The organism is Brevundimonas sp. AVps4, assembly GCF_058681525.1.
On record NZ_CM178741.1, the window covers coordinates 2,963,948 to 2,988,113 of the forward strand.

Below are 24,166 nucleotides of genomic sequence, written 5' to 3' on the forward strand. Positions count from 1 at the left end.
GGCCGTTTGATTTTGCGCCTTACCCATGCGCAAATCACCGCTTCAAAAGCTATGGGCAGGCTGCATGGCGTTTTCAGAGTTTGAGCCACCGATTTTCAAGCGGTTGCCACGGAATGACACGGGTGACGCACCCGGTCATCAGTCGGGATTTGTCGTACCTGCTGAGCTTGGGCCATTTTTCCCCCCGCTCCCCCCTGGAACCGCCCTGTCCCCAGTTCCTTCCATCGCCATTCGCGCCTTGCTCGTGACGAATGGCGTAGCGCTTGGGACAGTGGACACCGTCTATCAGCACCAAACGTGGGGCGGAACACGAGCGCCTGAACGGCGTGTCACCTCAAACTTAAAGCCTCTGCTTGGAAAGGCAAAGGCGGGCGATATTCTGTCTATCGAGCGTAGCCTCGATGATGATCTTTTCTATCGACTTACGCTTTATCGAGCAGGGAGTCCGGCGTTTGCCCAGATCGACAGCCGCACAGGAGGTAGGAGGTGGGGGATCTTGGGTGGAGACGCGCCCGTCAGCAACGCCCAGATCGCTTCTGCGGAGAAAGTTCTGACCGCGTTGGCTAACAAGCCATTCAGGCCGTTTGACGACGGAGCAGACATACAAATAGTTGCGCGGGTTGCAAGAAGTAGAGCTTTCCGCAGTCTGGTCAAGCGTGCCTACGATCAGAAATGTGCAATGTGTGGTGGCGGATTAATCAATGTCTTAGGCAATTCAGAAATAGAGGCAGCACATATCATTGGACGCGGCGCTCTCGGATCGGATGACGTAAGAAATGGTCTAGCCCTGTGTCGCGCTCACCATTGGGCTTTCGACCAAGGTATGATTTGTGTCAGCGAGCAAAGCACAGTCATGGTAAAGCCTGAACTATATTCGAAGGCAGAAAACGCTACTCTAAAGTTGATTGATGGAAACAAGATTTCCACACCCAAAGAGCATAAATTTTTTCCTGAACCTAGTGCGCTCGCTTGGCACCGCAAGCATGTTTTCGAGACATCAGCCCTAGCCTAACGTATTTGATCCAGCAACTTCTAAAGTGCGCTTTTCTGAATTAAGCCATTCTTCGATCTTAGATGAAATTGATAAAAGATCTACGCGACCTTTCCCTTTGAGGCTGCACTCCCACACTGTGCATATCCTCCAACGCTCTGCACTCAGTTGGAGAGCGTGTTTGTGGTCCCGCTCCGAGTTCTGGCAGATCTTTTCTGCCCAGAACTCCGGCCGCGTCTTCGGCCATTTGAACAAATGACAGTCGTGCCCATGCCAGAAGCACCCGTGCACGAAGATCACTGCCCGATATTTTGGCAAGCACAGATCCGGATTACCCGGCAGGTCCTTGCAGTGGATCCGGTAGCGAAACCCGCGTGCGTGAAGAGCCTTGCGAATCGTGAGTTCGGGCTTGGTGTTTTTGCTCCTGATGCCGGACATCATCCGGCTGCGGGTCGCCGAATCGACGATGTCAGCCAACTGCCACCTTGCGCCGCGCAGCCAGCGCTCGGAACAGGTGCGGCTTCATGTGTTCGGCCACAGCCTTAACAGCCGGAACGACGACCGAGTTTCCGAACTGGCGATAGGCTTGAGTGTCCGACACTGGGATAATGAATTCACTTCCATCCGGCTCGTCAAAACCCATTAGCCGCGCACACTCTCTAGGAGTCAGACGCCTTGGAGCCTTGCCATCCTCCTGTTTGATAAGGATTTCCGAGCCGTCCTTGTAATACCGAGCGGACAGGGTGCGGGCGACATCGTCCGGCCCGACCAGACCAAATCCAAAGCCGTTGCCCGCCGCTTGGTGTTTCTCCTTGTACCGCTGGAGATAGTTCCAGAGGTGATCGGTCAGGGTGTACTTCTCCGAAACCCGCCCCGAGTTTCCGACGGTGAACCTCTGGTCCGGCGCTTCCGAACCATCGCCAGGATGCAAGATATCTCTCAACTTCGGTTTGGCGTCGGGCACCTTCAGATCGGCGAAGCTGAATCCCTGATCCTCGCGGAACCCGATGATGAAAATCCGCTCGCGGTGCTGCGGAGTCCACGACCGGCCGTCAATGACGCGCCAGTCAATGGTGTAGCCTAGCTCTTCGGTCAGAACGTCCTTGATTATCTGGAATGTCTTCCCCCTATCGTGACTGATCAGGTTGCGGACGTTCTCCAGCAGGAAGGCCGCAGGCTGGTGATGGGCGATGATCCGCGCTACATCAAAGAACAGCGTGCCTTGGGTTTTGTCCTCGAATCCGTGCGCACGGCCGAGCGCGTTCTTCTTGGAAACGCCGGCGATCGAGAACGGCTGACAGGGAAAGCCGGCCAGCAGAACGTCATGCGCCGGGATATCCTCAACGGCGATTTTGGTGATGTCGCCGTTGATCTCGTGGTCGTCGTGGGGGAAGTTCGCAGCGTAGGTCTTCTGGCTGTACTTGTCCCACTCGGACGTGAAGACGCACTTGCCGCCGATGGACTCGAAGCCCCGCCGCAGTCCGCCGATGCCGGCAAACAGGTCGATGAAGGTGAAATCGGCCGCGTCCTTGCCTCCCCTCACAAGCTTGAGTGAAGGTTGGGAGACTTCAATTGGTCCATCGATATAGCCACGCTCAACTGCCTTATCGGCCACCGCTTGGCCCGCCTGCTTAACCATGTTCGCATACTCCGACACGGTCGACCCCGCGCTGTTATAAGGTGCCAGACTGCCAAGTTTTAGCCAGGAGAACAAGGCGGGAACGCATGTGATATATTCACACCCTACGCCTCATCGCCCCAAGGGCTGTTGCGGGATCGGCGGCTGGCGGGGCTGAAGTTTCGGCGGCAGATGGTGATCGGGCGGTATATCGTCGACTTCGTCTGTCTGAGGCATCGGCTGATCGTCGAGGCGGACGGGCCGCAGCATGACGACCGGATCGAGGACGCCGAGCGGGACGCCTGGCTGCGCGAACAGGGGTTCCGGGTGCTGCGGTTTGCGAATGGGATGATCGGGAACCAGCGGGAAGAAGTGCTGTCGGCCATTGTGGCGGCGACGGAGGAAAGACTGACGCGCGATTAAGCGTCCTTCTCCCCTTGCGGGAGAAGGTGGCAGCCGAAGGCTGACGGATGAGGGGTTAAACCGGCTCTGACGGTTCAGGCTGAACGACCCCTCATCCGGCCCTGCGGGCCACCTTCTCCCGCAGGGGGAGAAGGAAGAGAGAGTTGCGTCCAACTTTGGCGTAACGGGGGTTTAGGCCGTGGGGGCATGAGCCAGGGCATTCACCGCAAGATCCGATCCGACGCCGTCTGGGCCGAGGTGCGCAAGGCGTGGGAGGATGGGGAGACGGCGCGGTCGGTGGCGCGGCGGTATGATGTGGGGGTGCACGCCCTATGGAAGCGGCGCGAGGCGGAGGGCTGGGCGCGGCCCGAGCCGAAGGCGGGGCCGGTGGAGCCGGCCGAGGGCTGGGGCGCCTATGTGCAGGGGCGGCGCGACGCCTTCGAGGCTCGCCTGGCGGATGCGCGGGCGCTGGCCGAATGTCTGGTCGATGCGATGAAGGACGAGCGGCTGACGCGGGCGCCGCACTGGCATATTCCGTGGCTGTATCGCTGGCGCGCCGACCATCTGGGCCCCGAGGCGGCGGCGCGGGACCGGGAACGGGCGGTGGAGATGGGGTATGTCTGGGCCGAGGCGTTCTGGGACGAGGACGGGGCGCTGAGGCCGCTTCACCGGCTGGATACAGAGATGGCGCGTCTGCACCCGCAGGAGTGGCGCCGGGCGGTGGGCGTGCCGGAGGGGGTGGAGGCGGGACTCCTTCTTCCCTTGCGGGAGAAGGTGGGCGACCCTCGGGCTTGTCCCGAGGGAAGGTCGGATGAGGGGTTGCACCAGCCCTGACGGTCCACGCCGAACCGACCCCTCATCCGGCCCTGCGGGCCACCTTCTCCCGCAAGGAGAGAAGGAAGAAGTTGAGCGCGGCGGTCTCCATTTCGGCGGCCAAGCTATCCCCTGATCTTTCGTCATCCTCCGGCAAGCCGCGCCGGCCGCCGCGCCCCGGTCGCCACCGTGACCAAGAAGAGGGCCTAGAACCTGACCGAGTCCCTGCACCAAGAGGCGGCTCGCTTGCGCGACGAGATCAAGCGTATGAAGAAGATGGACTTGGAGTTCGCCCAGGACATGATGAGCAGCTGAGCCCCTGCGGCGACCGAGACCTGACCCATGATACGTCTTTATGTGACCGGCGACCTGTCGCCCGGCGCCGCCGTCGCCCCGACCCTGGACCAGTCGCGCTATCTGACCCAGGTGATGCGGCTGAAGGCGGGCGACGAACTGCTGGTCTTCAACGGCCGCGACGGCGAATGGCGCGCCTCGATCGCCGAGGTGCTGAAGAAGGGCGTCATCCTGCGCGCCGAGGCCCAGACCCGACCCCAGACGCTCGGCCCGGATCTGGAGCTGATCGTCGCCGTGGTGAGGAAGGCCCGGGTCGAGACCATCGTCGAGAAGGCTGCGGAACTGGGCGCCCGCCGCGTCCGGCTGGTGCTGACGAAACGCACCAATGCGGACCGCATCCGTCTGGACCGGCTGGACGCCATCGCCGAGGAGGCCGCCGAACAGACCGGCCGCCTGGACGTCCCCCGCATCGACGATCCGATCAAGCTGGACGCCGTCTTGACCGATTGGGAGGCCGGGCGGCGGCTGATGTTCTGCGACGAGACCGGCGGGGCGCCGGCGATCCGAGCGCTGACCCAGGCGTCTCCTCCGGCCGCCAAATGGGCGATACTGATCGGCCCCGAAGGCGGCTTTTCGCCCGAGGAGGGCGAACGGCTCCGCGCCCTGCCCTTCACCACCGCCGTTTCGCTCGGCCCCCGCATCCTGCGGGCCGACACCGCCGCCATCGCCGCCATGAGCCTGTGGCAGGCGGCGGTCGGGGATTGGGACCGCTGAGAGACGCCATTCCTCCCCCATTCCTCCCCCTCTGGGGGAGGGGGACCGCCGCGCCCTTGCGCGGGGGTGGAGGGGGCCCGACGCCGCAGCGCCCCCTCCGTCTCTCCGCTGCGCTCCGAGCCACCTCCCCCAGAGGGGGAGGATTTTTGACGTTGCGATCCGTTCCGGAATAAGCGCCGCCCCCTTGAGCCTTGCCTCAACCTCGCCCATCTAGCCGCGACAGACGGTCGGTGATGCGCCGAAGGGGACTGACGCATGACCGACAACGCGCCGCTTAGCCGGACCGCCCTGATCGAGGCCATGTCCAAGGGGATCAAGCCCAAGGACCAGTGGCGCATCGGCGCCGAGCACGAGAAGTTCGGCTTCGACAAGACCACCCTGGCCCGCCCCGCCTATGACGGCCCGAACGGCATCAAGGCCATGCTGGAGGGGCTGCAGCGCTTCGGCTGGACGCCGGTCGAGGAGAACGGTTTTCTGATCGGGCTGGAGCGCCGGAACGACGAGGGCTTCGTCGCCTCAGTCAGCCTGGAGCCCGGCGGGCAGTTCGAACTGTCGGGCGCCCCGCTCCTGACCATCCACGACATCTGCAATGAGACCGGCCAGCATCTGATGGAGGTCAAACAGGTGGCCGACCAGCTGGGCGTCGGCTTCCTGGGCGCCGGCTTCGACCCTTTGTGGACCCGCGAGCAGACGCCGGTCATGCCCAAGGGCCGCTATGACATCATGCGCGCCTACATGCCCAAGGTGGGGTCGCTGGGCCTGGACATGATGCTGCGCACCTGCACCATCCAGGCCAATCTGGACTTTGATTCCGAGGCCGACATGGTGCTGAAGTTCCGCACCTCCCTGGCGCTTCAGCCGATCGCCACGGCCCTGTTCGCCAACAGCCCCTTCACCGAAGGCCGGCCCAACGGCTTCCTGTCGGCCCGCGCCAATGTCTGGACCGACACCGACCCGGATCGAACGGGCATGCTGGGCTTCGTCTTCGAAGACGGCTTCGGCTTCGAGCGCTACGCCGACTATGCGCTGGACACCCCGATGTATTTCGCCAAGCGCGACGGTCGATACGTCGACGCCTCGGGCCAGTCGTTCCGCGATTTCCAGGCCGGCAAGCTGCCCGCCCTGCCCGGCGACTATCCGACCATCAAGGACTGGAACGACCACCTGACCACCCTCTTCCCCGAGGTGCGGCTGAAGGCCTATCTGGAGATGCGCGGCGCCGACGGCGGCCCGTGGAGCCGGATCTGCGCCCTGCCCGCCCTCTGGGCCGGCGTCCTGTACGACGCGCCGTCGCTGGCGGCCGCCTGGGACCTGGTCAAGGACTGGGACATCGCCGACCACGAGCGCCTGCGCCGCGACGTGACCCGCCTGGGCCTCAAGGCCGAGGTCGCGGGCCGCAGCGTGCGCGACATCGCCGTGGACCTGGTCAATATCGCCAAACAGGGCCTGAAGAACCGGGCGCGCTTCTCGGGCGGCATGGTGGACGAGCGCGGCTATCTGTCCGAACTGGAAGACATGGCCGACAGCGGGATCACCCCCGCCGAGCGGCTGCTGGACCTGTACCACGGCCCCTGGGGCGGCGATGTGAAGCGGATTTACGCCGATTTCGCCTACTGATGAAAAGGCGTCCTTAACCCGCAAGCTGTACGGCGTGTCCCATACGGGTAAGCCGAACAATGACCAGCCGCTCGATCGCAGACTCGCTCACGCCTGCCGCGCCCTTTGACGCCCCTCGCAGGGCGCCGGAGCTGGATCTCGACACCTTCTTCGACGTCTCGCTGGATCTGCTGGTGGTGCGCGACATCAACGGGCCCGTGCTCAAGGCCAGCGCCTCCTGGTTCACCGTGCTCGGCTATCGTCCCGAGGCGTTGGTGGGCCGCCTCCTGCCCAGCCTGATCCATCCCGACGACCAGGAGGCGACGCGCGAGGCCATGGCCGAGGTCGTCAGCCGTCGGCCGGGCGATCCCGTCCTGGGCCAGATCAACCGGTATCGCCACCGGGACGGCCGCTACGTGACCCTGGAATGGCGCGCCCAGCGGTTGGGGAACCGGATCTTCGGCGTCGCGCGCGACGTCACCCAGAAGGTCGCGGCTGAGCGCGCCCTGAGGGAGGCCAAGGCCGCAGCGGAAGCCGCAAACCAGGCCAAATCCGACTTCCTGGCCAATATGAGCCATGAAATCCGCACGCCGTTGAACGGCGTCATTGGAATCGTCGACGCCCTGTCGAAGACCGACCTCAGCCCAGAACAGGCCGAGATGGTCGCCTTGATCGCGAGTTCGGGCGTGACGCTGGAGCGCCTGGTCTCGGACATTCTGGACGTATCCAAGATCGAGGCCGGCCAGCTGAACCTGGAAACCCGCCCCTTCGACCTGGACGAGGCGCTGGAGGCCGGCCTAGACGTGGCGCGGCTGCGGGCCGAGGCCAAGGGCCTGACCCTGGAGGTGCGGCGCGACGCCGACGCCCGCGGCGTCTTCGTCGGCGACAGTCTGCGAATCCGCCAGATTCTGGACAATCTCCTGTCCAATGCGGTCAAGTTCACTCAGCACGGCGGCGTCCAAGTCGACGTCCGGGTGTGCGAAGACTCCGACGGCCTGACCGTGCTGAGCCTGACGGTGCAGGATACGGGGGTGGGCTTTTCCTGCGACCACGCCGCGCGCCTGTTCGAGCGGTTCACTCAGGCCGACAGCACCGTCACCCGGCGCTTCGGCGGGACCGGTCTCGGTCTGTCGATCTGCCACGCCCTGACGGAGATGATGGGCGGCCGCATCAGAGCCGCCTCGACACCGGGCGTCGGCAGCCGGTTCACGGTCGAAATTCCGTTGCCGCGCGTCAGCAGCCTGGGTGATTACGATGTCCAGACACGCGGCCGGGCGACGCAGATCGCCGCGCCCCTGCCCGCGCTCCGCGTGCTTCTGGCCGAAGATCACCCCGTCAACCAGCGGGTCGTCCAGTTGATCCTGGGCGCGCACGACATGCAGATCGTCACGGTCGACAACGGGCTCCAGGCCCTTGAGGCCTTCCAGAGCCAGGACTTCGACCTGGTGCTGATGGACATGCAGATGCCGGAAATGGACGGCCTGACGGCGACACGCGCCATTCGCCGGGTGGAGGCGAGCCGCCGCAGGCGCACCCCCGTCATCATGCTCAGCGCCAACGCCATGGACGACCACCGCCGTCAGGCCCTGGCGGCCGGCGCCGATCTGCACGTCTCCAAGCCCGTCACCGCCGCCGCCCTGCTGGGCGGCATTCAAGCCCTGATGGCCGCCCCTGCGACCGCCTCTGACGTGCGGGCGGTTTAAGCCCCCGTCCTGAGGGACAAATCGGACACATCGGACAGTTCGGACACCCTTTTTCGGCCGATCGTCCCTTGGGGTGGAAATTGACAAAGTTTGCCAAAGGTCCATCCTCTGCCGCGATAGGGAAGGACCGCCCATGGCTACGATGAACATCTCCCTGCCCGACCCGATGAAGGCCTGGGTCGAGGAACAGGCCCAATCGGGCCGCTACGCCAACGCCTCCGACGTCATCCGCGACCTTATCCGCCGAGAGCAGGTCAAGGCGGAAAAGATCGCGCACTGGCAAAGATTGATCGCAGAGGCCGACGCCTCTGGCGTTTCCGATCAGTCTCCGCGTGAAGTGATTGAGGAACTGCGCGCCCAGTTGCGCCGCGCCTCCTAATGCTTCGCCTGAGCCGCGAGGCGCGGGCGGACTTGCAGCAGGTCTATTTGCAAGGTCTGGAACTGTTTAGGAGCCGTCAGGCCGATGACTATATCGAGGGCCTGTTCGCAAAACTGGATTTGCTTACGGACTTCCCCCGGCTCGGAGCCGCTCGGCCCGAGTTAAGCGCGGACGCTCACGTGATGTTCTACAAGAGCCATGCCGTCCTCTATCGGATCGACGATGCGGATGTGTTTATCCGACGCATTCGGCACGCGCTTGAGGATTGGCAATCCGATGGCTCTGAGGTCGGATCGAACGACGAAGGGAGCGAACCATGACCCATCCCATCCACATCGGCATAGGCGGCTGGACCTATGAGCCCTGGCGCGGGGTCTTCTATCCAGAGGGCCTGGTTCAAAAGCGCGAACTGGAATACGCCGCCTCGAAACTGACCTCGATCGAGATCAACGGCACCTACTATTCCACCTTCAAGCCCGACTCCTGGCGCAAGTGGCGCGACGAGACGCCGGACGGCTTCGTCTTCTCGGTCAAGGCCAGCCGCTATTGTACCAATCGCAAGGTCCTGTCCGAAGGCGGCGAGAGCTTCGACCGGTTCCTGTCCCAGGGCCTGACCGAACTGGGCGACAGGCTGGGGCCGATCAACTGGCAGTTCATGGGGACCAAGAAGTTCGATCCAGAGGACTTCGAGGGTTTCTTGAAGCTGCTGCCGCCCGAGAAGGACGGGGTCCGCCTGCGCCACGCCCTGGAGGTGCGCAATCCGACCTTCGCCACCGAACAGTTCTATGACCTGGCCCGCAAATACGGCGTCGCCATCGTCTACGCCGTCGATGACGAAGAGCCGACCTGGCCCCAGATCGACGAGGCGACCGCCGACTTCTCCTATGCCCGGCTGATGTCCAGCCGCCAGGACGAACCGACCGGCATGACCGCCGACGAACTGTCCGCCGTCGCCGACCAGGTCCGCGCCTGGGCCGAGCGCGGCGAGGTCTTCGCCTATTTCATCTCGGGGGCCAAGGTGCGCAATCCGGCGGCGGCCATGGCACTGATCGCCCAGCTCAAATAGGGCCGGCCTTGCGGGCGGCGCCTGCGGTGCGCATCTGTCAGCCACGCCCCAAAGCCTGAAGGACTCTCCATGCCGATCGCCACCCGCGCCTTCGCCGCGACCGCCGCCGACAAGCCCCTGGTCCCCTACAGCTTCGAGCGGCGCGATCCCGGCCCGGACGATGTGCTGATCGAGATCAAATACTGCGGCATCTGCCATTCGGACCTGCACATGGCCCGCAGCGAGACCGGACCCGCCTCCTATCCCCTGGTGCCGGGCCACGAGATCGCCGGCGTGGTCAAGGCCGTCGGCTCCAACGTCGTCCGGTTCAAGGAAGGCGACCGCGTCGGCGTCGGCTGCATGGTCGACAGCTGCCGCGAATGTTCATCCTGCCGCGAGGGGCTTGAGCAATATTGCGTGCCCGGCTTCACCGGCACCTATGGGGCCAAGGACAGGAAGGGCGGCACGGCCGAGACCATCACCCAGGGCGGCTATTCCGACCATATCACGGTCGATCAGCACTTCGTCGTCACCATTCCCGACAGCCTGCCGCTGGACGTCGCCGCCCCCCTGCTGTGCGCCGGGGTGACGACCTATTCGCCGCTGAAGGAATGGAAGGTCGGACCGGGCTCCAAGGTGGCGGTCATCGGCCTGGGCGGACTGGGCCATATGGCGGTCAAGCTGGCCGCCGCCATGGGCGCCGAGGTCACCGTCCTGTCCACCTCCGACCGCAAGAAGGCCGATGCGGAGCGGATGGGCGCCAAACATTTCCTGATCAGCAGCGACAAGGCGGCGATGAAGGCGGCGGCCGAAAGCTTCGACCTGATCATCAACACCGTCTCGGCCACCCACGAGATCGCCGCCCACACCCAGCTTCTGGCCCGCGACGGCACCATGGTCATGCTGGGCCTGACCACCGAGGGCCTGCCGGTGTTCGCCGTGCCCCTGCTGTGGCGTCGCCGCCGCATCGCCGGCTCCCTGATCGGCGGCATGGCCGAGACCCAGGAGATGCTGAACTTCTGCGCCGAACACGGCATCGCCTGCGACATCGAGACCATCGCCCCGGACCAGATCAATGACGCCTATGAGCGGATGCTGAAGTCCGACGTCCGCTATCGGTTCGTCATCGACATGGAGAAGATGGCGGCCTGACGCGCCTGAACAGGCGCAAAGGCGCCGCAAGGGAAATGGGGCTTTGATCCGCAACCCCTGCGCGGCTACACCTTGAGCGACAGTCCGCATCAGACGGACGCGAGGAAACAAGGACGGACGGATGGCGCGCGTAGCATTGGTGACCGGCGGAACCCGGGGCATAGGCAAGGCGATCGTTCAACGCCTCAGCGAGGACGGGATCAGCGTCGCCGCCGGCTATTCCGGCAATGACGAAGCGGCCCAGGCCACCGCCCGCGCCCTGGGCGTGATGGTCGTCAAGGGCAATGTCGGCAGTTTCGAGGACTGCGCCCGCGCCGTCAGCGAGGTCGAGGCCGAGCTGGGCCCGATCGACATCCTGGTCAACAACGCCGGCATCACCCGCGACGGCTTCTTCCACAAGATGAGCCACGACCAGTGGTCCGACGTGATCCGCGTGAATATGGACAGCGTCTTCAACATGACGCGCCAGGTCATCAACGGCATGCGCGACCGGGGCCACGGCCGGATCGTCAACATCTCCTCGATCAACGGTCAGAAAGGTCAGATCGGCCAGACCAACTATTCCGCCGCCAAGGCCGGAATGATCGGCTTCACCAAGGCCCTGGCGCTGGAAAACGCCAGGAAGGGCGTGACCGTCAACTGCATCGCCCCCGGCTATATCGACACCGAAATGGTCGGCGCCATGGACCCCAAGGTTCTGGAATCGATCGTGTCGCAGATTCCCGTTGGCCGCCTGGGCAAGGGCGAGGAGATCGCCGACATGGTCTCCTGGCTGGTGGGCGAGCGTGCTGGATATGTCACAGGCTGCACCCTGTCGCTGAACGGCGGCCAATACCTGGTCGGGTGAACGGGCTTCGCCCAAAATCCGCCGCGTGACGGTTTCATCCATAGTCTCATGATGTTGACGGGATCGGCCTGGGCGAAAAAATCGCCACGCGGGACTGCGACGGCGCTTGCCGCCGTCGTCGCCCTTGGCCTGTCCGTCGCCGCCCCGGCCGTCCTGCCGGCCGACTGCCACGCCCAGTCGCGCCGCAACCTGCCCCCGTCGGCCCGCTACGTCTCCGGCACGGGTCAAGCCTTCGTGCTGGATGTGACGGGCGCCCGGCCCCTGATGCGGTTCGAGCAGTCGACCGAGATCTGGGTGCTGCGTCCGACCGCCGCGCCGCGCGGCGACATCATCTATCGCAACGACAACGGCGATCAGATCCTGCGGGTCACGCCCGACGGCGGCATGACCCTCTACACCACCGCCGCGCCGCAAGGATCGCCGGTGTCGCGCAACGGCGAGGCCGCGCCCCTTCTGGCGCCGGGCCTGACCGCCGTTCAGCTGTGGAACTACATCGTCCGCCAGAGCGACCGCGCCAGCCGGGCTCTGGGGCGCCTGGTCGTGGTCGATGTCGATATCCAGCCGGGGTCCGAGGCGGTGGCCGCCGACGCCCTGTCCACTGCGGTGGACGCCATCGTCCGCATGGCCCGCTCGCCCAATCTACGGTCCGAAGCCAACCGCATCCGGCGGATCGAAATCGTCGATCAGGGCCGCACCAGCCAGACGGCCTTCAGCCGCGGCACCCTGCGGATCGTGATCGAGCCGCGCGCCGGCGTCGCGGGCCGCCCGTCCTCGGCGCGGATCGTGCGCCTGGTGGCGGACGACGTCCTCAGCCGCTGAAGCCGTCCTTGGCCGCCCGACGCGCGGCGAACTGCTCTGCGTCACCCGCCCGCAGGAAGGGGTTGAACCGCAGTTCCGTCTCGAGGGTCGTGGGCACGGTCGCCTCGCCCCGCGCCCGCGCCTCAAAGATCGCCTCGGCGTGGGCGGCCGTCTCGGGCCGGGGGTCCAGGCTCAGGGTGAAGCGCGCATTGGCGGCCGTATATTCATGGGCGCACCAGATCACCGTCTCCGGCGGCCAGGCCGCCAGGGTCTGAAGGCTGGCCCACATCTGTTCGGGCGTCCCCTCGAACAGGCGGCCGCAACCCAAGGCGAAGAGTGTGTCGCCGACGAAGGCCGCCCCCGCCTCCACCGACCGATAGACGACGTGGCCCAGGGTGTGGCCCGGCGTACCCGTGACCTCGAACCGTGTCTCGCCCACCGCGATCGTGTCCCCATCGCCGACGACGCGGTCCAGCGGCGCCACGCGCGCCACCTCCTGCGGCCCCACGATCTCGCAGCCCGTCTCGGCCTTCAGCCTTTCGTTGCCTTCTGTGTGATCGGGATGCCAGTGGGTGTTCAGGATCAGGTCCAGCCGCCCCCAGCCCAGGCCGTCCAGTTCTTGCAGGATGCGCGCCGCGTCCGGCGTATCGACGGCCGCGACGGTTCCGGTCGCCCGGTCGCGGATCAGAAAGCCGTAGTTGTCGCTGCGGCAGGGAAACAGGTGAACATCCAGGGTCATGGCGACGTTCTAGCAGGACGGACCCCGGCGGCCTATGGTGGCGACATGCGGCGCAGCATCGACGAGCTTCGAACCTTCTACGGCGAGCCGACCGGCGCCCTGGCCCGTCGGCTGCTGGCCCGTCGGCTGGAGGACGCCTGGGGCGAGGCAGCGGGCTGCGACGTCCTGGGCCTGGGCTACGCCACCCCCTGGCTGGACGCCTTCGTCGGGGCGCGGCGGGTCGTGGCGGCCATGCCCGGCGGCCAGGGGGTCGAACACTGGCCCAGCGTCGGCCGCAACCGCAGCCTGCTGGTCGATGACCGCCGCCTGCCTTTCGCCGCCGGCGCCTTTGACCGCATCCTGCTGGTCCACGCCCTGGAAGAGGCCGACGACCCGACGGCCCTGCTGCTGGAGGCGGTGCGCGCCCTGGCCCCAACCGGCCGCATCATCCTGGCCGCCGCCGCGCGGGGCGGGCTCTGGTCCCGCGCTGAAAACACCCCCTTCGGCCACGGCCGGCCGTTCACGCGGGGCCAGCTGGAACGGCTGGTCCGCGAGGCGGGGCTGGAGCCGACAGCCTGGTCTCAGACCCTCTATGTTCCGCCCTGGTCGCCCCTGCTGCCCCTGGCCGACGGTTTCGAACAGGTCGGCCGTCGGATCGCGCCGGGCGCGGCCGGTCTGATCCTGCTGGAGGCGTCGCGTCAGGCCTACGCCCGCATCCGCCCCAGCGGCAAGGCCCAGCGCGTCCCGGCCAAGGCGGCGCTTGCGCCCCAGCCCGCCGCCTCCGTCTCGCACGACGGGCCGCTCGGCTGATCGCTTCTGACGGGGAGTTGACGTCGTCCCATCTGGTCGCCGCCTGCGAACGGCCTTATGGCGAAGCCCCATGCATCGACTGATCCTCATGCGGCACGCCCAGGCCGAGCCGAACAGCCCGTCCGGCGGCGATGAAGCCCGCCCCCTGTCCGCCGTCGGACGCAACGAAGCCCTGCTGATGGGGCGGGCCCTGGCTGAGCGCGGGCTGAAGCCCGATCTGGCCCTGGTATCCTCGGCGGTCCGCACCCGCCAGACCTGGGAGCAGATGCATGACGCCTTCGGCGATGTGGAGGTGCGCGACGAGCCGCGCCTGTACAACGCCCCCGCCGACGTCCTGCGCGGCTTCGTCGAGGCCAGCGAGGAAGAGGCCGGCTGTCTGCTGGTTCTGGCCCACAATCCGGGGGTCCATGCGCTGGCCGGCGACTATCTGTCGGAAAGCGCGGCCTCGCCCGCCATTCTCGATCGCCTGGCCGGGGGTTTTCCGACCGGGGCGGCGGCCCTGTTCACCGTCGATGCGGCCGGGCGCTGCACCTACGAAGGCTTTCTGACCCCGCGCACCCTGGGCGGGGCGGCATGACGTCCGTCGCCTACAAGATCCTGTCGTCGAACGACTGGCGCCGCATGGTGGCGGAAGGTCGCTACGAAGGCTCCGTCGTCGATCTGGCCGACGGCTACATCCATATGTCGACGGCCGATCAACTGGTCGAGACCGCGCGCCGCCACTACGCCGGTCAGGCCGATCTGATGCTGCTGACGATCGATCTGGCGCTGCTCGACGAAGCCCTGGTGTGGGAGCCGTCGCGCGGCGGCGCCCTGTTTCCCCATCTCTACGCCCCCCTGCCCGTCGCCGCCGTCACCGCCAGCCGCCCCTTCGCCGTAGCCGAGGACGGGGCCATGCGGTTCGAGGATGCGGCATGAACCTGTTCGACGGCTTGGCGGCCGGCCTGCGCCGTCTGGACCCGGAAACCGCGCACCGGCTGGCGATCCAGGGTCTGGCCCTGGCGCCCCTGCCCGCCGCCCCGGTCGATGATCCGATCCTGCACACGACAATCGCCGGCCTCGACCTGCCCAATCCGATCGGCCTGGCGGCGGGATTGGACAAGAACGGGGAGGCCCTGCGCGGCCTGTCGCGGCTCGGCTTCGGCTTCGTGGAATGCGGCTCGGTCACGCCACGGCCCCAGCCCGGCAATCCCCGGCCGCGGCTGTTCCGACTGCAGGAAGACCAGGCGATCATCAATCGCATGGGCTTCAACAACGCCGGGCTCGACGCCTTCGCCGCCCGGCTTGAGCGACGCCCCCAGGGCGTCGTCGTCGGCGCCAATCTGGGCGCCAACAAGGATACGGAGGACAAGGCGGCCGACTATGTCGCCGGGCTTCAGCGCCTCGCGGGCCGGGCCGCCTATTTCACGGTCAATATCTCCTCGCCCAATACGCCCGGCCTGCGCGCCTTGCAGGGGCGGGACCAGCTGGACGATCTGCTGGGTCGGATCGAGGCGGCCCGGCCGACGGCCCGACCCGACCGCGCGCCGGTCTTCCTGAAGATCGCGCCGGACCTGGTCGCAGGCGAGATCGGCATGATCGTCGAGGCCGCCCTGGCCCATCGGATCGACGGGCTGATCGTCTCCAACACCACCCTGGAACGCCCCGAAACCCTAAGCTCGCCCCAGGCCGGAGAGAGCGGCGGCCTGTCGGGTCTTCCCTTGCGTCCCTTCGCCGAAAGGGCGCTGCGGGCGGCGGCCGAGGCGGCGCAAGGCCGTCTGCCGCTGATCGCCGTCGGCGGGATCGACAGCGGGGCCGAAGCCTATGCTCGCCTTCGCCTGGGGGCCTCGGCGGTGCAGATCTATTCCGCCCTGATCTATCAGGGACCGGGATTGGTCGGCGCGATCAAGCGCGACCTGGCCGCCCGCCTGCGCGCCGACGGGTTTTCCACCGTTTCCGCCGCCGTGGGATCGGGCCGTTGACGGAGCGTTAGTTTCGATCTGCGCATCCTGTGGCCCGACGAACGAAGACCGTTCGCGCCGATGGGAAGCGGAATGCAACAGACGAACATGGTCCCAACGGCTGTGAGTGGCTGGACTGTGGCGTCTCGCTTCCGCGCCAAGCAGGCGGCGCAACGGCTGGCGACGGCGGCGGCGACCGCCCTGGTCGTGACGCCGATGCTGGGTTGGCGGCTCTCGCTGCTCTGGCTGCTGATCTACGGCCTGGCCCAGACGGTGGAATGGGCGGTCCTGCGCATGGCTTCACGCGCGCCCGACGCTCGCCTACGGAAAATCCCGACCTGCGCCGCGATCCTGATCAGCGCCGCGACCTTCGGCGGCCTGTCCATTCCCATGTGGCTGATGGGCGGCGCAATGGGCGGCCTGTGCGCGGCCCTGATGCTGCCGGCGCAGATGCTGTTTTCGATGATCAACGCGCCCCGATCCAAGATGCTTCTGGTTGCGACCCTTTCGCCGCCGATGCTGTATCTGCTGTCCACGCCGTTCTTCGCCGCCCATTTCGGGGCCGGCGTCTCGGTCATCATGACCGCCTCTGCGGCCGTGGTGATGTTCGTCATCTTCACCGTGCTCAGTTGGCAAATCATCAGCGAGACGGCCGAAAAGCGCCAGCGGGCGCGCGACGAGGCGGATCGGCTGCGGCGGCAGGCCGAACAGAATCTGGCGGCCCATACCGCCTTCCTGGCGGCGATCGGCCATGATCTGCGCACCCCGATCGGCGCCATCCTGACCGGCGCGGCCGAGCTTCAGGCGGCCGACGCCGCTTCTCGCGCCAACACCGCCCTGATCACCGACGCGGGCCTCATGATGAAGGCCCTGCTGGACGATCTTTTGGACCACACCCGCATCGGCGCCGGCCGGATGAAGGTCGAGGTGGTGGATTTCGATCTGCGCGCCATGCTGGCCCAGACCCTGCGTCTGTGGCGCGGACCGATCGAGGCCAAGGGCCTGACCTTGCGGGTCGAGGGCGCCGCCCAGATGCCGCGCGACGTCAAAGGCGATCCCATGCGGATCCGTCAGGTGCTGAACAATCTGATGTCCAATGCGGTCAAGTTCACCGCCGAAGGACAGATCACCCTGCGCCTTGAGGCCTGGCCGGAAGAGCCGTCCGGCTATGCCCTTCTGTTCGAAGTCGCCGATACGGGTCCGGGCCTGACCGCCGAGCAGATGGAGCGCCTCTTCAACCCCTTCGATCAGACGGCCGAAGGCGTCGGCGCCCAGTTCGGCGGCTCGGGCCTGGGCCTGTCCATCAGCCGGGATCTGACCGAGTTGATGGGGGGACGGCTGACGGCGCGCAGCGCCCCCGGCCAGGGCGCGCGCTTCACCGTGTCTCTGTTCCTGCCGGCCGGCCGGGCGACGGAGCGAACGGCTCCAGCGGCCCGGGGGCTGACGGCCCGCCCCGACGCGCTGGCCCTGCCCCTTGCCGCTCCGCCTATTGCGCCCACTGCCGAAGACGTCCCAGCGCCGGCCGCCGAGACGCCGCCCGTCGAGACGCCGGCCGCGCCGCCTCCGCCCGAAGAGGCCGACCGTCCGTTGAAGCTGCTGGTGGTCGATGACCACGACATCAACCGTCGCGCGGTTCAGCTGATCCTCGAGCCCCTGGGCTGCGACATCGTCACCGCCTCCGACGGGGTGATCGCCTTGCAACGCTGCGCCGAAGTCGTCTTCGACGTCATCTTCATGGACGTGCGCATGCCCGAGCTTGATGGGCGCGAGACCACCCGCCGGCTGCGCGCCGGCGACGGTCCGAACGCCCGAACACCCGTTGTGGCCGTGACGGCGGATTCCGCGCCGGAAGACATCGCCGCCTGCCAAGCCGCCGGCATGGCCTATTTCGTCTCCAAGCCCCTGACGCCGCCGGCCCTGTTCGCAGCGCTACAGCATGTGTTGGACGACGCGGCCCAGGACGCAGGCGCTGCAACGCCTCAGCCTTCGACCTCAGACGTCGACGCGGCCTGACCCTTGATCTCGGCGACCAGCCGAGCGGCGAAATCGGGTGTGCGCAGGTCACACTCCCATACGATCACCACCCGCCAGCCGTCGGCCGTCAGGGTCTCGGCCGATCGCGCGTCTCTGGCGCGGTTGCGGGCGATCTTGCCGCCCCAGTAGTCGGCGTTGGCCTTGGGCTTGCGCGATCCTCGCGGACAGTCATGGCCGTGCCAGAAGCAGCCGTGGACGAAGACGGCGACCCGCCGCCCTTTCATTGTCAGATCCGGCCGTCCCGCCAGCCCCTGGCCGCCTAGCCGATAGCCGATCCCGGCCGCGCGCAGCACCCTGCGCACGGCCAGTTCGGGCGAGGTGTCCCGCCCCTTGACGCGGCGCATCACCGCGCTGCGCTTCTCGGGGCTGAAGACGTCCGTCGTCATGCGTGTTGGGCCGCGCTCAAAATGCGAGGCGTCGGCGCGGCCCGATCCCGATCAGAGTTGGGCCAGCAGATGCTCGGCCGAGGAGACCTTGAACTCGCCGCCCTGTTCGACGTTCAGCTCGGTCACGACGCCGTCCTTGACCAGCATCGAATAGCGTTGCGACCGCTCGCCCAGGCCGAAGCCCGAGCCGTCGAGCACCAGGCCGAGCGCGCGGGTCAGTTCGCCGTTGCCGTCCGCCAGCATGACGATCGAGCCGTCTTCCACGCCCTGGCTCTCGGCCCAGGCCTTCATCACAAAGGCGTCGTTGACGGAGAGGCAGGCGACGACGTCGACGCCCTTGCCCTTGAAGGCGTCCAGATTGTCCTTGAAGCCCGGCAGGTGACGGGCCGAGCAGGTGGGGGTGAAGGCGCCGGGGACGGCGAACAGCGCCACGGTCTTGCCGGCGAAGACGTCGGCGGTGTTGACGGGCTTGGGGCCTTCCGCCGTGGCCTGGGCGAAGGTCGCCTCGGGAATGCGGTCGCCGATCTGGATGGTCATGGAATCTCTCCGCGCGGGTTGGCTTGGGTGCGCCTGCGACAGATAGCGGCCGACGCCGCCAAGGCAAGCGCAGCGCGCTTGCGCCGGGCCCATTCAGCCCCGATTATGGAAACCATGACCGACGCCTCCTCCCTGACGGGCCGTCTTCTGGTCGCCATGCCCGGCATCGGCGATCCCCGGTTCGAACACGCCGTGATTTTGATCTGCGCCCATGGGCCGGACCACGCCATGGGTCTGAGGCTCGACCGGCCCGCCCAGGGGATCGATCTGAAGGCGGTGCTGGACAAGCTGGACGCGCCCGCGCCGGAACAGTCCGTAGGCCGTCCGGTTCTGATGGGCGGGCCGGTCGAGCGCGAACGCGGCTTCGTCCTGCACACCGACGACTGGAGCGTGGGGGACGACACCCTGCCCTTCGGCGACGGCCTGGCCATGACGGGGACGCGCGAGGCCCTGGCGGCGATGACCGACACGGTCATGGGACCGCGCCACGCCACCTTGCTGCTCGGCTACGCCGGCTGGGGCGAGGGGCAGTTGGAAGACGAACTGGCCGATAACGTCTGGCTGACCACGGAAGCGGACCTGGACCTGATCTTCGACAGCGATCACCAGACCAAATGGACCCGCGCCCTGGCGCGCATGGGCGTGGACGCCGGCCGGCTGTCAGCCCAGGGCGGGCGGGCCTGATCGCCGATCAGGCGTCCCCGTCCGCGTCCTCCTCCTCGTCCGGTTGCGCATCCTCGTTCAGCGCGCCGTTCAGAGGTGCGGCGATGCGCGCGGCCAGCAGGCTCAAGACCTTCAAGGCGATGTCCAGCTCTTCCTGAGAGAGGCCCTGGAACAGGATGTCGCGATCCCGCGCCGCCATGGCTTCGGACTGTTCAAGCGCCTGATAGCCCCGAGGCTCCAGCTTGATCGTATTGGCCCGGCCGTCGCCGGGTCGACGCTGTTTGGAAATCAGCCCGTCGGCCAGCAGACGCGCGACGCGACGCGACAGGGTCGGTTCCGAGATTTGAAGACTGGCGGCGAGCTCCGCCTGGGTCATGCCGTCGGGCGCGGTCTTCAGGACGCGAAGAGGAGCTCTTTGGGCGTTCGTATAGCCGGCGGATTTGAAGAGACGGGCGGCGCGCGCTGTAAAACGGCGCGCCACTAGTGCCGTCTTTTGGCTGATCAACAGTTGCGTCAAGGACCTTTGGCTCACATTCTCTCCGTCTGACGCCCCGATACTCAACTGTTCCAATTTACTCTCTACAACGGCATCTTGCATACGTAAGGACCACGCTGAACAGGCTGACGGAAAGGCCGCCGTCAATCACTAAGCATTTTCCAATCCCCTAGTCTGGGGCGCGGATACACGCAAGACTATGTCTCCTTCGAGTTGAAAATTGAGATATAATCTCGCTGAGACGCCTTAGCCATGCAACCGTCCTGCTCCACGATTAAGGCGACAGCGTTTACATCTCCACCACAGTTACCTAAGTAAGAATGCATATGATGCGACGCCGAATACTTGCGCGCACAACAATGACACCGGGCGCATTCCCCCCTAGCGTGTCGCCAGCGAAATCAGCAGCAGCAGAACCAAAACCAGACAAGCCCCCTGCCAGAACCGCACCGGATCGCGCTCAATCAGCGACAGGGGGCGGGGGGCCGGGGCGGCCGCCGCGCTGCCGGTCTCCAGCACGTGGATCAGTTCCTCGACGTCCTCGAACCGTTCGTCCGGATCGACGGCGACGGCGCGCAGGACGGCGGCCTCCAGCCAGGCGGGCATGTCCGGTCGGCGTCGCCCGGGCGGGGTCGGGGGGCGGTCGAAGCGCGGCGCGTCCGAAGGGTCCATCTCGCCCCAAGGATAAGTCCCGGTGAACAGCCGGTACAGGGTCACCCCCAGGGCGAACTGGTCGGTGGCGGCGCTCCCGCTTTCGCCGTCGTACATTTCGGGCGCCTTGAAACCGGCCGTGCCGGGCGCCTCGGCCTCGGCGAACTCCTCGGCCCGCTTCAGCCGGGCCACGCCCAGATCGACCAGCTTCAGCCCGCCGTGCGTCTCCAGGATCACATTGTCCGGCTTGATGTCGCGGTGGATCACCCCGGCCCGATGCAGGGCCGCCACCCCCCGCGCCAGCTTCAGGGCCACGCCGATCCCCTCGGCGATCTCGAACGGCCCGTCCTCGGCCAGGCGGGCATGCAGGGTCTGGCCCTGGTAGAAGGGCTGGACGATATAGAGCCGGCTCTGGCGCCCCGCATCCGGCGTCAGCACCTTGCCGACGAAGGGGCTGTCGATGCGCCGGCCGATGAAGGCTTCGCGCAGGAAGGCCGTCCTCGCCCCCCGTTCCGACACCGCCGCCGGCTTTGGAAACTTCAGCACCACCCGTTCTTCGCCAGACCGCGCCAGGAACAGCCGCGTGTAGCGGCCGTCGGCGACCAGCCGCTCCAGATGAAACCCGTCCACCGCCTCGCCCTGTTTCGGCGGCGGCAGGATGGCCAGGCCTTCGGCCTCGGCCGTGATCGCCTCCCAGTCGGGCGCCCCGACCCGGATGACGTCGAGGATCAGGACGGTGGCGTTGTCGCGCGCCCCCGCCTCGGCGACCTCGTCCAGAATGGCCTGGGCGTCGGCGTCGGGCGATCCGCGCCGTGCCAGCAGCCGCGCCAGGGCGGCCTCGTCCAGCACCCCGTGCACCCCGTCCGTGGTCAGCATCAACCGGTCGTGCGGCTGCAGCTCCACATGGCGCACGTCCAGCTTCACGTCCGCCTCGATGCCGACGGCGCGGTACAGCACATGGCTCAGCCCCTGCTGGGCCCGGGTGTGATCCTCAGTCAGCCGGGTCAGCACCCCGTCGCGGAAATGCCAGGCCCGACTGTCCCCCACATGAAGCGCCACCGCCTCACGTCCCCGTAGGATCAGGGCGGTGAAGGTGGTCGCCGCCGCCTCCATGGCCGGATCGATCTTGCCCCGCGCATGAAGCCAGCGGTTGAAGCCCCTCAGCGCCTTGATCCCGTTGGCGGCGATGCCGTTCAGCGGGTTCTGATCCAGATAGCCGTCGATAAAGCTGCGCGTCGTCAGCTCGGCCGCCATCCGCCCGGCCTTCGATCCCGACACCCCGTCGGCGATGACCGCCACGACCCCATGCTCGCGCTGCTCGGCCGCCGTGCCCAGATGCACCCCGCCGAAATCCTGATTGTCCGCCTTGGGCCCCTGTGCGGTGGCGAAACCGGCGGCGATCTCCAGTCTGGCGTCGGTCACGATCCCCTCCCCGAGCCGCCATCCTAGGCACAAGGCCCGGGATGGCGAAACGAGAAACAAGTCCCTCTGGGCCAGCCCATTCTGGACAAGACGGTCATCGCTCCTATCTCAGCATCGCACCTCTGGAGCCGATCATGTCCCCGACGTCCGATGACGCCATAATGACCGCCTGTCTGACCAAGTTCGGCGCGCTCAAGCTCGAACAGCAAACCGACCCCCAGGCGATGCTTGAAGTTCTATATATGGCCGAGCGTTTCGAGGCCGGGGACGACCTTCAGCAGGCCAAGGCCGACTATGATCCAGCCGTCTGGAAAGGCGTCGAACCCAGCGAGATGAAGCGCCGCCTGATCGCGTTGGACGGCTTTATGAAGACGCTCGCCGAGCGTCGTCTGACCGCCTGGGGCGTCACCCACTAGCCTGTATTAAGCCGACCGCTGCTTCAGCGGCGCCGTGCCGTCGGCCAGGCTTTCGGCCAGATAGACCTCGGCCTCCTGGGCCGGCAGCGCCGGGGCATAGCCGAAGCCCTGGCCGTAGTGGCACTGGGCCTCCAGCAGCAGGGCGGCCAGTTCGGCGTTCTCGACCCCTTCGGCGACGACCTCCAGCGACAGGTCGCGGCCCAGATTGACCACCGACTTGACGATCTTGGCCGAGCCCTCGTCCTTGTTCATCGTCAGGACGAAATAACGGTCGATCTTCAGCGTATCGAACGGCAGGCGCGCCAGGTACGACAGCGACGAGAAGCCGGTGCCGAAATCGTCCAGGGCCAGCGACGCCCCGACGTCCTTAAGCGACTGCAGCACCTCGGCGGCGCGGGCGGTGTCGCGCATGATGTCGCCCTCGGTGACTTCCAGCTTCAGGGCGCCCTTGGGCAGGCCCGCCTCCCTGATCACCCGCGCCACGTCCTCGCACAGATGCGGCCGTTCGATCTCGCCGACCGACAGGTTGACGCTGCAGAACAGCTTTCCGGCCAGGGGGTGACGCTGAATCCACTCCGCCAGTTGCCGCGCCGACTGGGTCATCATCAGCAGACCCAGCTCGTTCATCATCCCCAGGTCGGCCGTCAGGCCCAGGAACTCGTCCGGCGGCACCAGGCCCCGCCGGGGATGACGCCAGCGCGCCAGGGCCTCAAAGCCCGCCACGGCGCCGGTCTTCAGGTTCACGATCGGCTGGAAGAAGGGGGTGATCTCGCCGCGCACGAAGGCGTTTCTCAGATCCGCCTCCAGCGCCAGTCGGCTCAGGGAATCGCTTTCCAGGGCGCGCCCATAGGCGGCCGACCCGCCCCGCCCGGCCGCCTTGGCCGATTCCACCGCCAGCTCGACCCGGCGCAGCAGTTCTGAGGCGTCGGGCGCATCCGGCCCGCCCTCGACGATGACGGCGCCGATCGAGACGGTGGGATAGATGTCGAAACCGGCGACCCGCAGCGGCTGTTCCAGCGCCTCGCGCACCCGATAGCTGGTGTGAGAGGCGGTCTTGGGCACGATGATGGCGAACTCGTCCTCGCCGATCCGCGCGGCGGCCGCATCCTTGGGGAAGGCGGCGGCGAGGCGCGACCCCAGGGCCGACAGCACCAGATCCGTCCGCTCATGGCCCAGGGCCTCGTTCAGACGACGCAGACGGTCCACGTCGCCGACGACCAATTCATACTCGCCCGCCTGGGTCAGCACCTCGCCGACGCGGGCGATGAAGGCGCGACGGTCCAGAAGGCCGGTCAGGGTGTCGCGGTCCGAACCGGTGAACTTGGCCTCCAGAGCGACCACGCCGGCGGCCCGCAGGCCGTCCTCCAGCCACACGCCGCGCCACAGGCAGGTCTCGGCTCCGCGCATCCGCAGGCGCACCGAGATTTCGGCCCCTTCCTCCTGCGGTTTCAGCATCTTCTCGGCCAGCGACCGATCCTGCGGCAGGGTCGAGGCGACGAAGCCGGCGCCCGAACATTCCGGCGCCAGGGGCCCCAGCCCCAGGGCGCGGGTCGCGCCGGTGAAACGCAGCTGATCCTCGGCCGGCGTCCAGACCCACAGGGCCGTATCGGCCGCCGCCAGGGCCTCGATGGCGGCGGTGGCGTCCCAGGCCAGCGAGCGAGGTCGCGCGTTCACAGCAGTC

General features: G+C 66.8%; 27 protein-coding genes. 19 read left to right on the forward strand and 8 right to left on the reverse strand.

Annotation, left to right across the window (positions count from 1 at the left end; genetic code table 11):
- Nucleotides 1–25: 25 nt before the first annotated feature.
- Complete coding sequence (locus ACW178_RS14720; RefSeq protein WP_492024708.1) at nucleotides 26–1,012, forward strand: HNH endonuclease; 987 nt, start codon at nucleotides 26–28, stop codon at nucleotides 1,010–1,012.
- On the opposite strand, the gene ACW178_RS14725 is transcribed toward ACW178_RS14720, so the two are convergent.
- Both ACW178_RS14725 and dcm read right to left on the reverse strand, forming a co-directional pair.
- Complete coding sequence (locus ACW178_RS14725; protein WP_492024709.1) at nucleotides 1,004–1,468, reverse strand: very short patch repair endonuclease; 465 nt, start codon at nucleotides 1,466–1,468, stop codon at nucleotides 1,004–1,006. The two genes, ACW178_RS14720 and ACW178_RS14725, sit on opposite strands and share 9 nt — an antisense overlap.
- Nucleotides 1,461–2,630: a DNA (cytosine-5-)-methyltransferase gene (gene dcm, locus ACW178_RS14730; protein ID WP_492024710.1), complete on the reverse strand. Its 1,170-nt coding sequence runs from the start codon at nucleotides 2,628–2,630 to the stop codon at nucleotides 1,461–1,463. Before dcm ends, ACW178_RS14725 begins: the two co-directional genes overlap by 8 nt.
- Nucleotides 2,631–2,801: 171 nt before the next feature.
- Here dcm and ACW178_RS14735 point away from each other — a divergent pair, with 171 nt between their 5' ends.
- From ACW178_RS14735 to ACW178_RS14785, 11 genes are all read left to right on the forward strand, one after another.
- Entirely contained in the window at nucleotides 2,802–3,032 is a 231-nt protein-coding gene (locus tag ACW178_RS14735) for an endonuclease domain-containing protein (RefSeq protein ID WP_492024711.1), read from the forward strand.
- 186 nt (nucleotides 3,033–3,218) lie between these two features.
- Nucleotides 3,219–3,845, forward strand: coding sequence for a hypothetical protein (locus ACW178_RS14740; RefSeq protein WP_492024712.1), 627 nt, complete (start codon nucleotides 3,219–3,221; stop codon nucleotides 3,843–3,845).
- Between the two features lie 321 nt (nucleotides 3,846–4,166).
- Nucleotides 4,167–4,892, forward strand: coding sequence for a 16S rRNA (uracil(1498)-N(3))-methyltransferase (locus ACW178_RS14745; RefSeq protein ID WP_492024713.1), 726 nt, complete (start codon nucleotides 4,167–4,169; stop codon nucleotides 4,890–4,892).
- Nucleotides 4,893–5,147: 255 nt separating this feature from the next.
- Nucleotides 5,148–6,509: a glutamate--cysteine ligase gene (locus ACW178_RS14750; RefSeq protein WP_492024714.1), complete on the forward strand. Its 1,362-nt coding sequence runs from the start codon at nucleotides 5,148–5,150 to the stop codon at nucleotides 6,507–6,509.
- 59 nt (nucleotides 6,510–6,568) lie between these two features.
- Complete coding sequence (locus ACW178_RS14755; RefSeq protein ID WP_191554460.1) at nucleotides 6,569–8,191, forward strand: ATP-binding protein; 1,623 nt, start codon at nucleotides 6,569–6,571, stop codon at nucleotides 8,189–8,191.
- 133 nt (nucleotides 8,192–8,324) lie between these two features.
- A complete protein-coding gene (locus ACW178_RS14760; RefSeq protein ID WP_054766571.1) occupies nucleotides 8,325–8,570 on the forward strand; it encodes a type II toxin-antitoxin system ParD family antitoxin in 246 nt (81 codons plus the stop codon).
- The gene (locus ACW178_RS14765) at nucleotides 8,570–8,890 is read left to right on the forward strand and encodes a type II toxin-antitoxin system RelE/ParE family toxin (RefSeq protein ID WP_152950907.1); all 321 of its coding nucleotides are present in this window, start codon (nucleotides 8,570–8,572) and stop codon (nucleotides 8,888–8,890) included. The genes ACW178_RS14760 and ACW178_RS14765 overlap by 1 nt, the downstream gene beginning before the upstream one ends.
- On the forward strand, nucleotides 8,887–9,636 hold the full coding sequence (locus ACW178_RS14770) for a DUF72 domain-containing protein (RefSeq protein ID WP_191554462.1): 750 nt from the start codon (nucleotides 8,887–8,889) through the stop codon (nucleotides 9,634–9,636). The genes ACW178_RS14765 and ACW178_RS14770 overlap by 4 nt, the downstream gene beginning before the upstream one ends.
- 69 nt (nucleotides 9,637–9,705) lie before the next feature.
- Nucleotides 9,706–10,767, forward strand: coding sequence for an NAD(P)-dependent alcohol dehydrogenase (locus ACW178_RS14775; protein ID WP_224761043.1), 1,062 nt, complete (start codon nucleotides 9,706–9,708; stop codon nucleotides 10,765–10,767).
- A 121-nt stretch (nucleotides 10,768–10,888) separates the two neighbouring features.
- On the forward strand, nucleotides 10,889–11,614 hold the full coding sequence (gene phbB, locus ACW178_RS14780; protein ID WP_191554463.1) for an acetoacetyl-CoA reductase: 726 nt from the start codon (nucleotides 10,889–10,891) through the stop codon (nucleotides 11,612–11,614).
- 48 nt (nucleotides 11,615–11,662) lie between these two features.
- Entirely contained in the window at nucleotides 11,663–12,433 is a 771-nt protein-coding gene (locus tag ACW178_RS14785) for a DUF4908 domain-containing protein (protein ID WP_054766576.1), read from the forward strand.
- On the opposite strand, the gene gloB is transcribed toward ACW178_RS14785, so the two are convergent.
- The gene (gloB, locus tag ACW178_RS14790; protein ID WP_054766577.1) at nucleotides 12,423–13,151 is read right to left on the reverse strand and encodes a hydroxyacylglutathione hydrolase; all 729 of its coding nucleotides are present in this window, start codon (nucleotides 13,149–13,151) and stop codon (nucleotides 12,423–12,425) included. The genes ACW178_RS14785 and gloB overlap by 11 nt on opposite strands.
- 45 nt (nucleotides 13,152–13,196) lie before the next feature.
- Here gloB and ACW178_RS14795 point away from each other — a divergent pair, with 45 nt between their 5' ends.
- The 5 genes from ACW178_RS14795 (at nucleotide 13,197) to ACW178_RS14815 (ending at nucleotide 17,893) form a co-directional block, all read left to right on the forward strand.
- On the forward strand, nucleotides 13,197–13,940 hold the full coding sequence (locus ACW178_RS14795) for a class I SAM-dependent methyltransferase (protein ID WP_201463077.1): 744 nt from the start codon (nucleotides 13,197–13,199) through the stop codon (nucleotides 13,938–13,940).
- 70 nt (nucleotides 13,941–14,010) lie between these two features.
- Complete coding sequence (locus ACW178_RS14800; protein WP_054766579.1) at nucleotides 14,011–14,517, forward strand: SixA phosphatase family protein; 507 nt, start codon at nucleotides 14,011–14,013, stop codon at nucleotides 14,515–14,517.
- Nucleotides 14,514–14,858, forward strand: coding sequence for a DUF952 domain-containing protein (locus tag ACW178_RS14805; RefSeq protein WP_182714405.1), 345 nt, complete (start codon nucleotides 14,514–14,516; stop codon nucleotides 14,856–14,858). The genes ACW178_RS14800 and ACW178_RS14805 overlap by 4 nt, the downstream gene beginning before the upstream one ends.
- Complete coding sequence (locus ACW178_RS14810) at nucleotides 14,855–15,901, forward strand: quinone-dependent dihydroorotate dehydrogenase (protein ID WP_191554464.1); 1,047 nt, start codon at nucleotides 14,855–14,857, stop codon at nucleotides 15,899–15,901. Before ACW178_RS14805 ends, ACW178_RS14810 begins: the two co-directional genes overlap by 4 nt.
- Before the next feature lie 72 nt (nucleotides 15,902–15,973).
- The gene (locus tag ACW178_RS14815) at nucleotides 15,974–17,893 is read left to right on the forward strand and encodes an ATP-binding protein (protein WP_492024715.1); all 1,920 of its coding nucleotides are present in this window, start codon (nucleotides 15,974–15,976) and stop codon (nucleotides 17,891–17,893) included.
- Here ACW178_RS14815 and ACW178_RS14820 read toward each other — a convergent pair.
- Nucleotides 17,860–18,300: a very short patch repair endonuclease gene (locus ACW178_RS14820; protein ID WP_054766583.1), complete on the reverse strand. Its 441-nt coding sequence runs from the start codon at nucleotides 18,298–18,300 to the stop codon at nucleotides 17,860–17,862. The two genes, ACW178_RS14815 and ACW178_RS14820, sit on opposite strands and share 34 nt — an antisense overlap.
- Nucleotides 18,301–18,351: 51 nt before the next feature.
- Nucleotides 18,352–18,837 (reverse strand): peroxiredoxin, encoded by a 486-nt coding sequence (locus ACW178_RS14825; protein WP_054766584.1) that lies wholly within the window; start codon nucleotides 18,835–18,837, stop codon nucleotides 18,352–18,354.
- 114 nt (nucleotides 18,838–18,951) lie between these two features.
- Here ACW178_RS14825 and ACW178_RS14830 point away from each other — a divergent pair, with 114 nt between their 5' ends.
- Entirely contained in the window at nucleotides 18,952–19,521 is a 570-nt protein-coding gene (locus tag ACW178_RS14830) for a YqgE/AlgH family protein (protein ID WP_152950915.1), read from the forward strand.
- A 7-nt stretch (nucleotides 19,522–19,528) separates the two neighbouring features.
- Here the strand turns inward: ACW178_RS14830 and ACW178_RS14835 are convergent, their stop codons facing one another.
- Together ACW178_RS14835 and ACW178_RS14840 are read right to left on the reverse strand one after the other, a co-directional pair.
- A complete protein-coding gene (locus ACW178_RS14835) occupies nucleotides 19,529–19,981 on the reverse strand; it encodes a MarR family winged helix-turn-helix transcriptional regulator (RefSeq protein WP_054766585.1) in 453 nt (150 codons plus the stop codon).
- Nucleotides 19,982–20,377: 396 nt separating this feature from the next.
- Complete coding sequence (locus tag ACW178_RS14840) at nucleotides 20,378–22,069, reverse strand: bifunctional protein-serine/threonine kinase/phosphatase (RefSeq protein WP_492024716.1); 1,692 nt, start codon at nucleotides 22,067–22,069, stop codon at nucleotides 20,378–20,380.
- Nucleotides 22,070–22,203: 134 nt separating this feature from the next.
- Between ACW178_RS14840 and ACW178_RS14845 the strand changes: the two genes are divergently transcribed.
- Nucleotides 22,204–22,485: a hypothetical protein gene (locus tag ACW178_RS14845; RefSeq protein WP_191558688.1), complete on the forward strand. Its 282-nt coding sequence runs from the start codon at nucleotides 22,204–22,206 to the stop codon at nucleotides 22,483–22,485.
- A 6-nt stretch (nucleotides 22,486–22,491) separates the two neighbouring features.
- On the opposite strand, the gene ACW178_RS14850 is transcribed toward ACW178_RS14845, so the two are convergent.
- Nucleotides 22,492–24,159 carry a putative bifunctional diguanylate cyclase/phosphodiesterase gene (locus ACW178_RS14850; protein WP_191558689.1) on the reverse strand — a complete coding sequence of 556 codons (1,668 nt, stop codon included), beginning with the start codon at nucleotides 24,157–24,159 and terminating at the stop codon, nucleotides 22,492–22,494.
- Nucleotides 24,160–24,166: the final 7 nt, after the last annotated feature.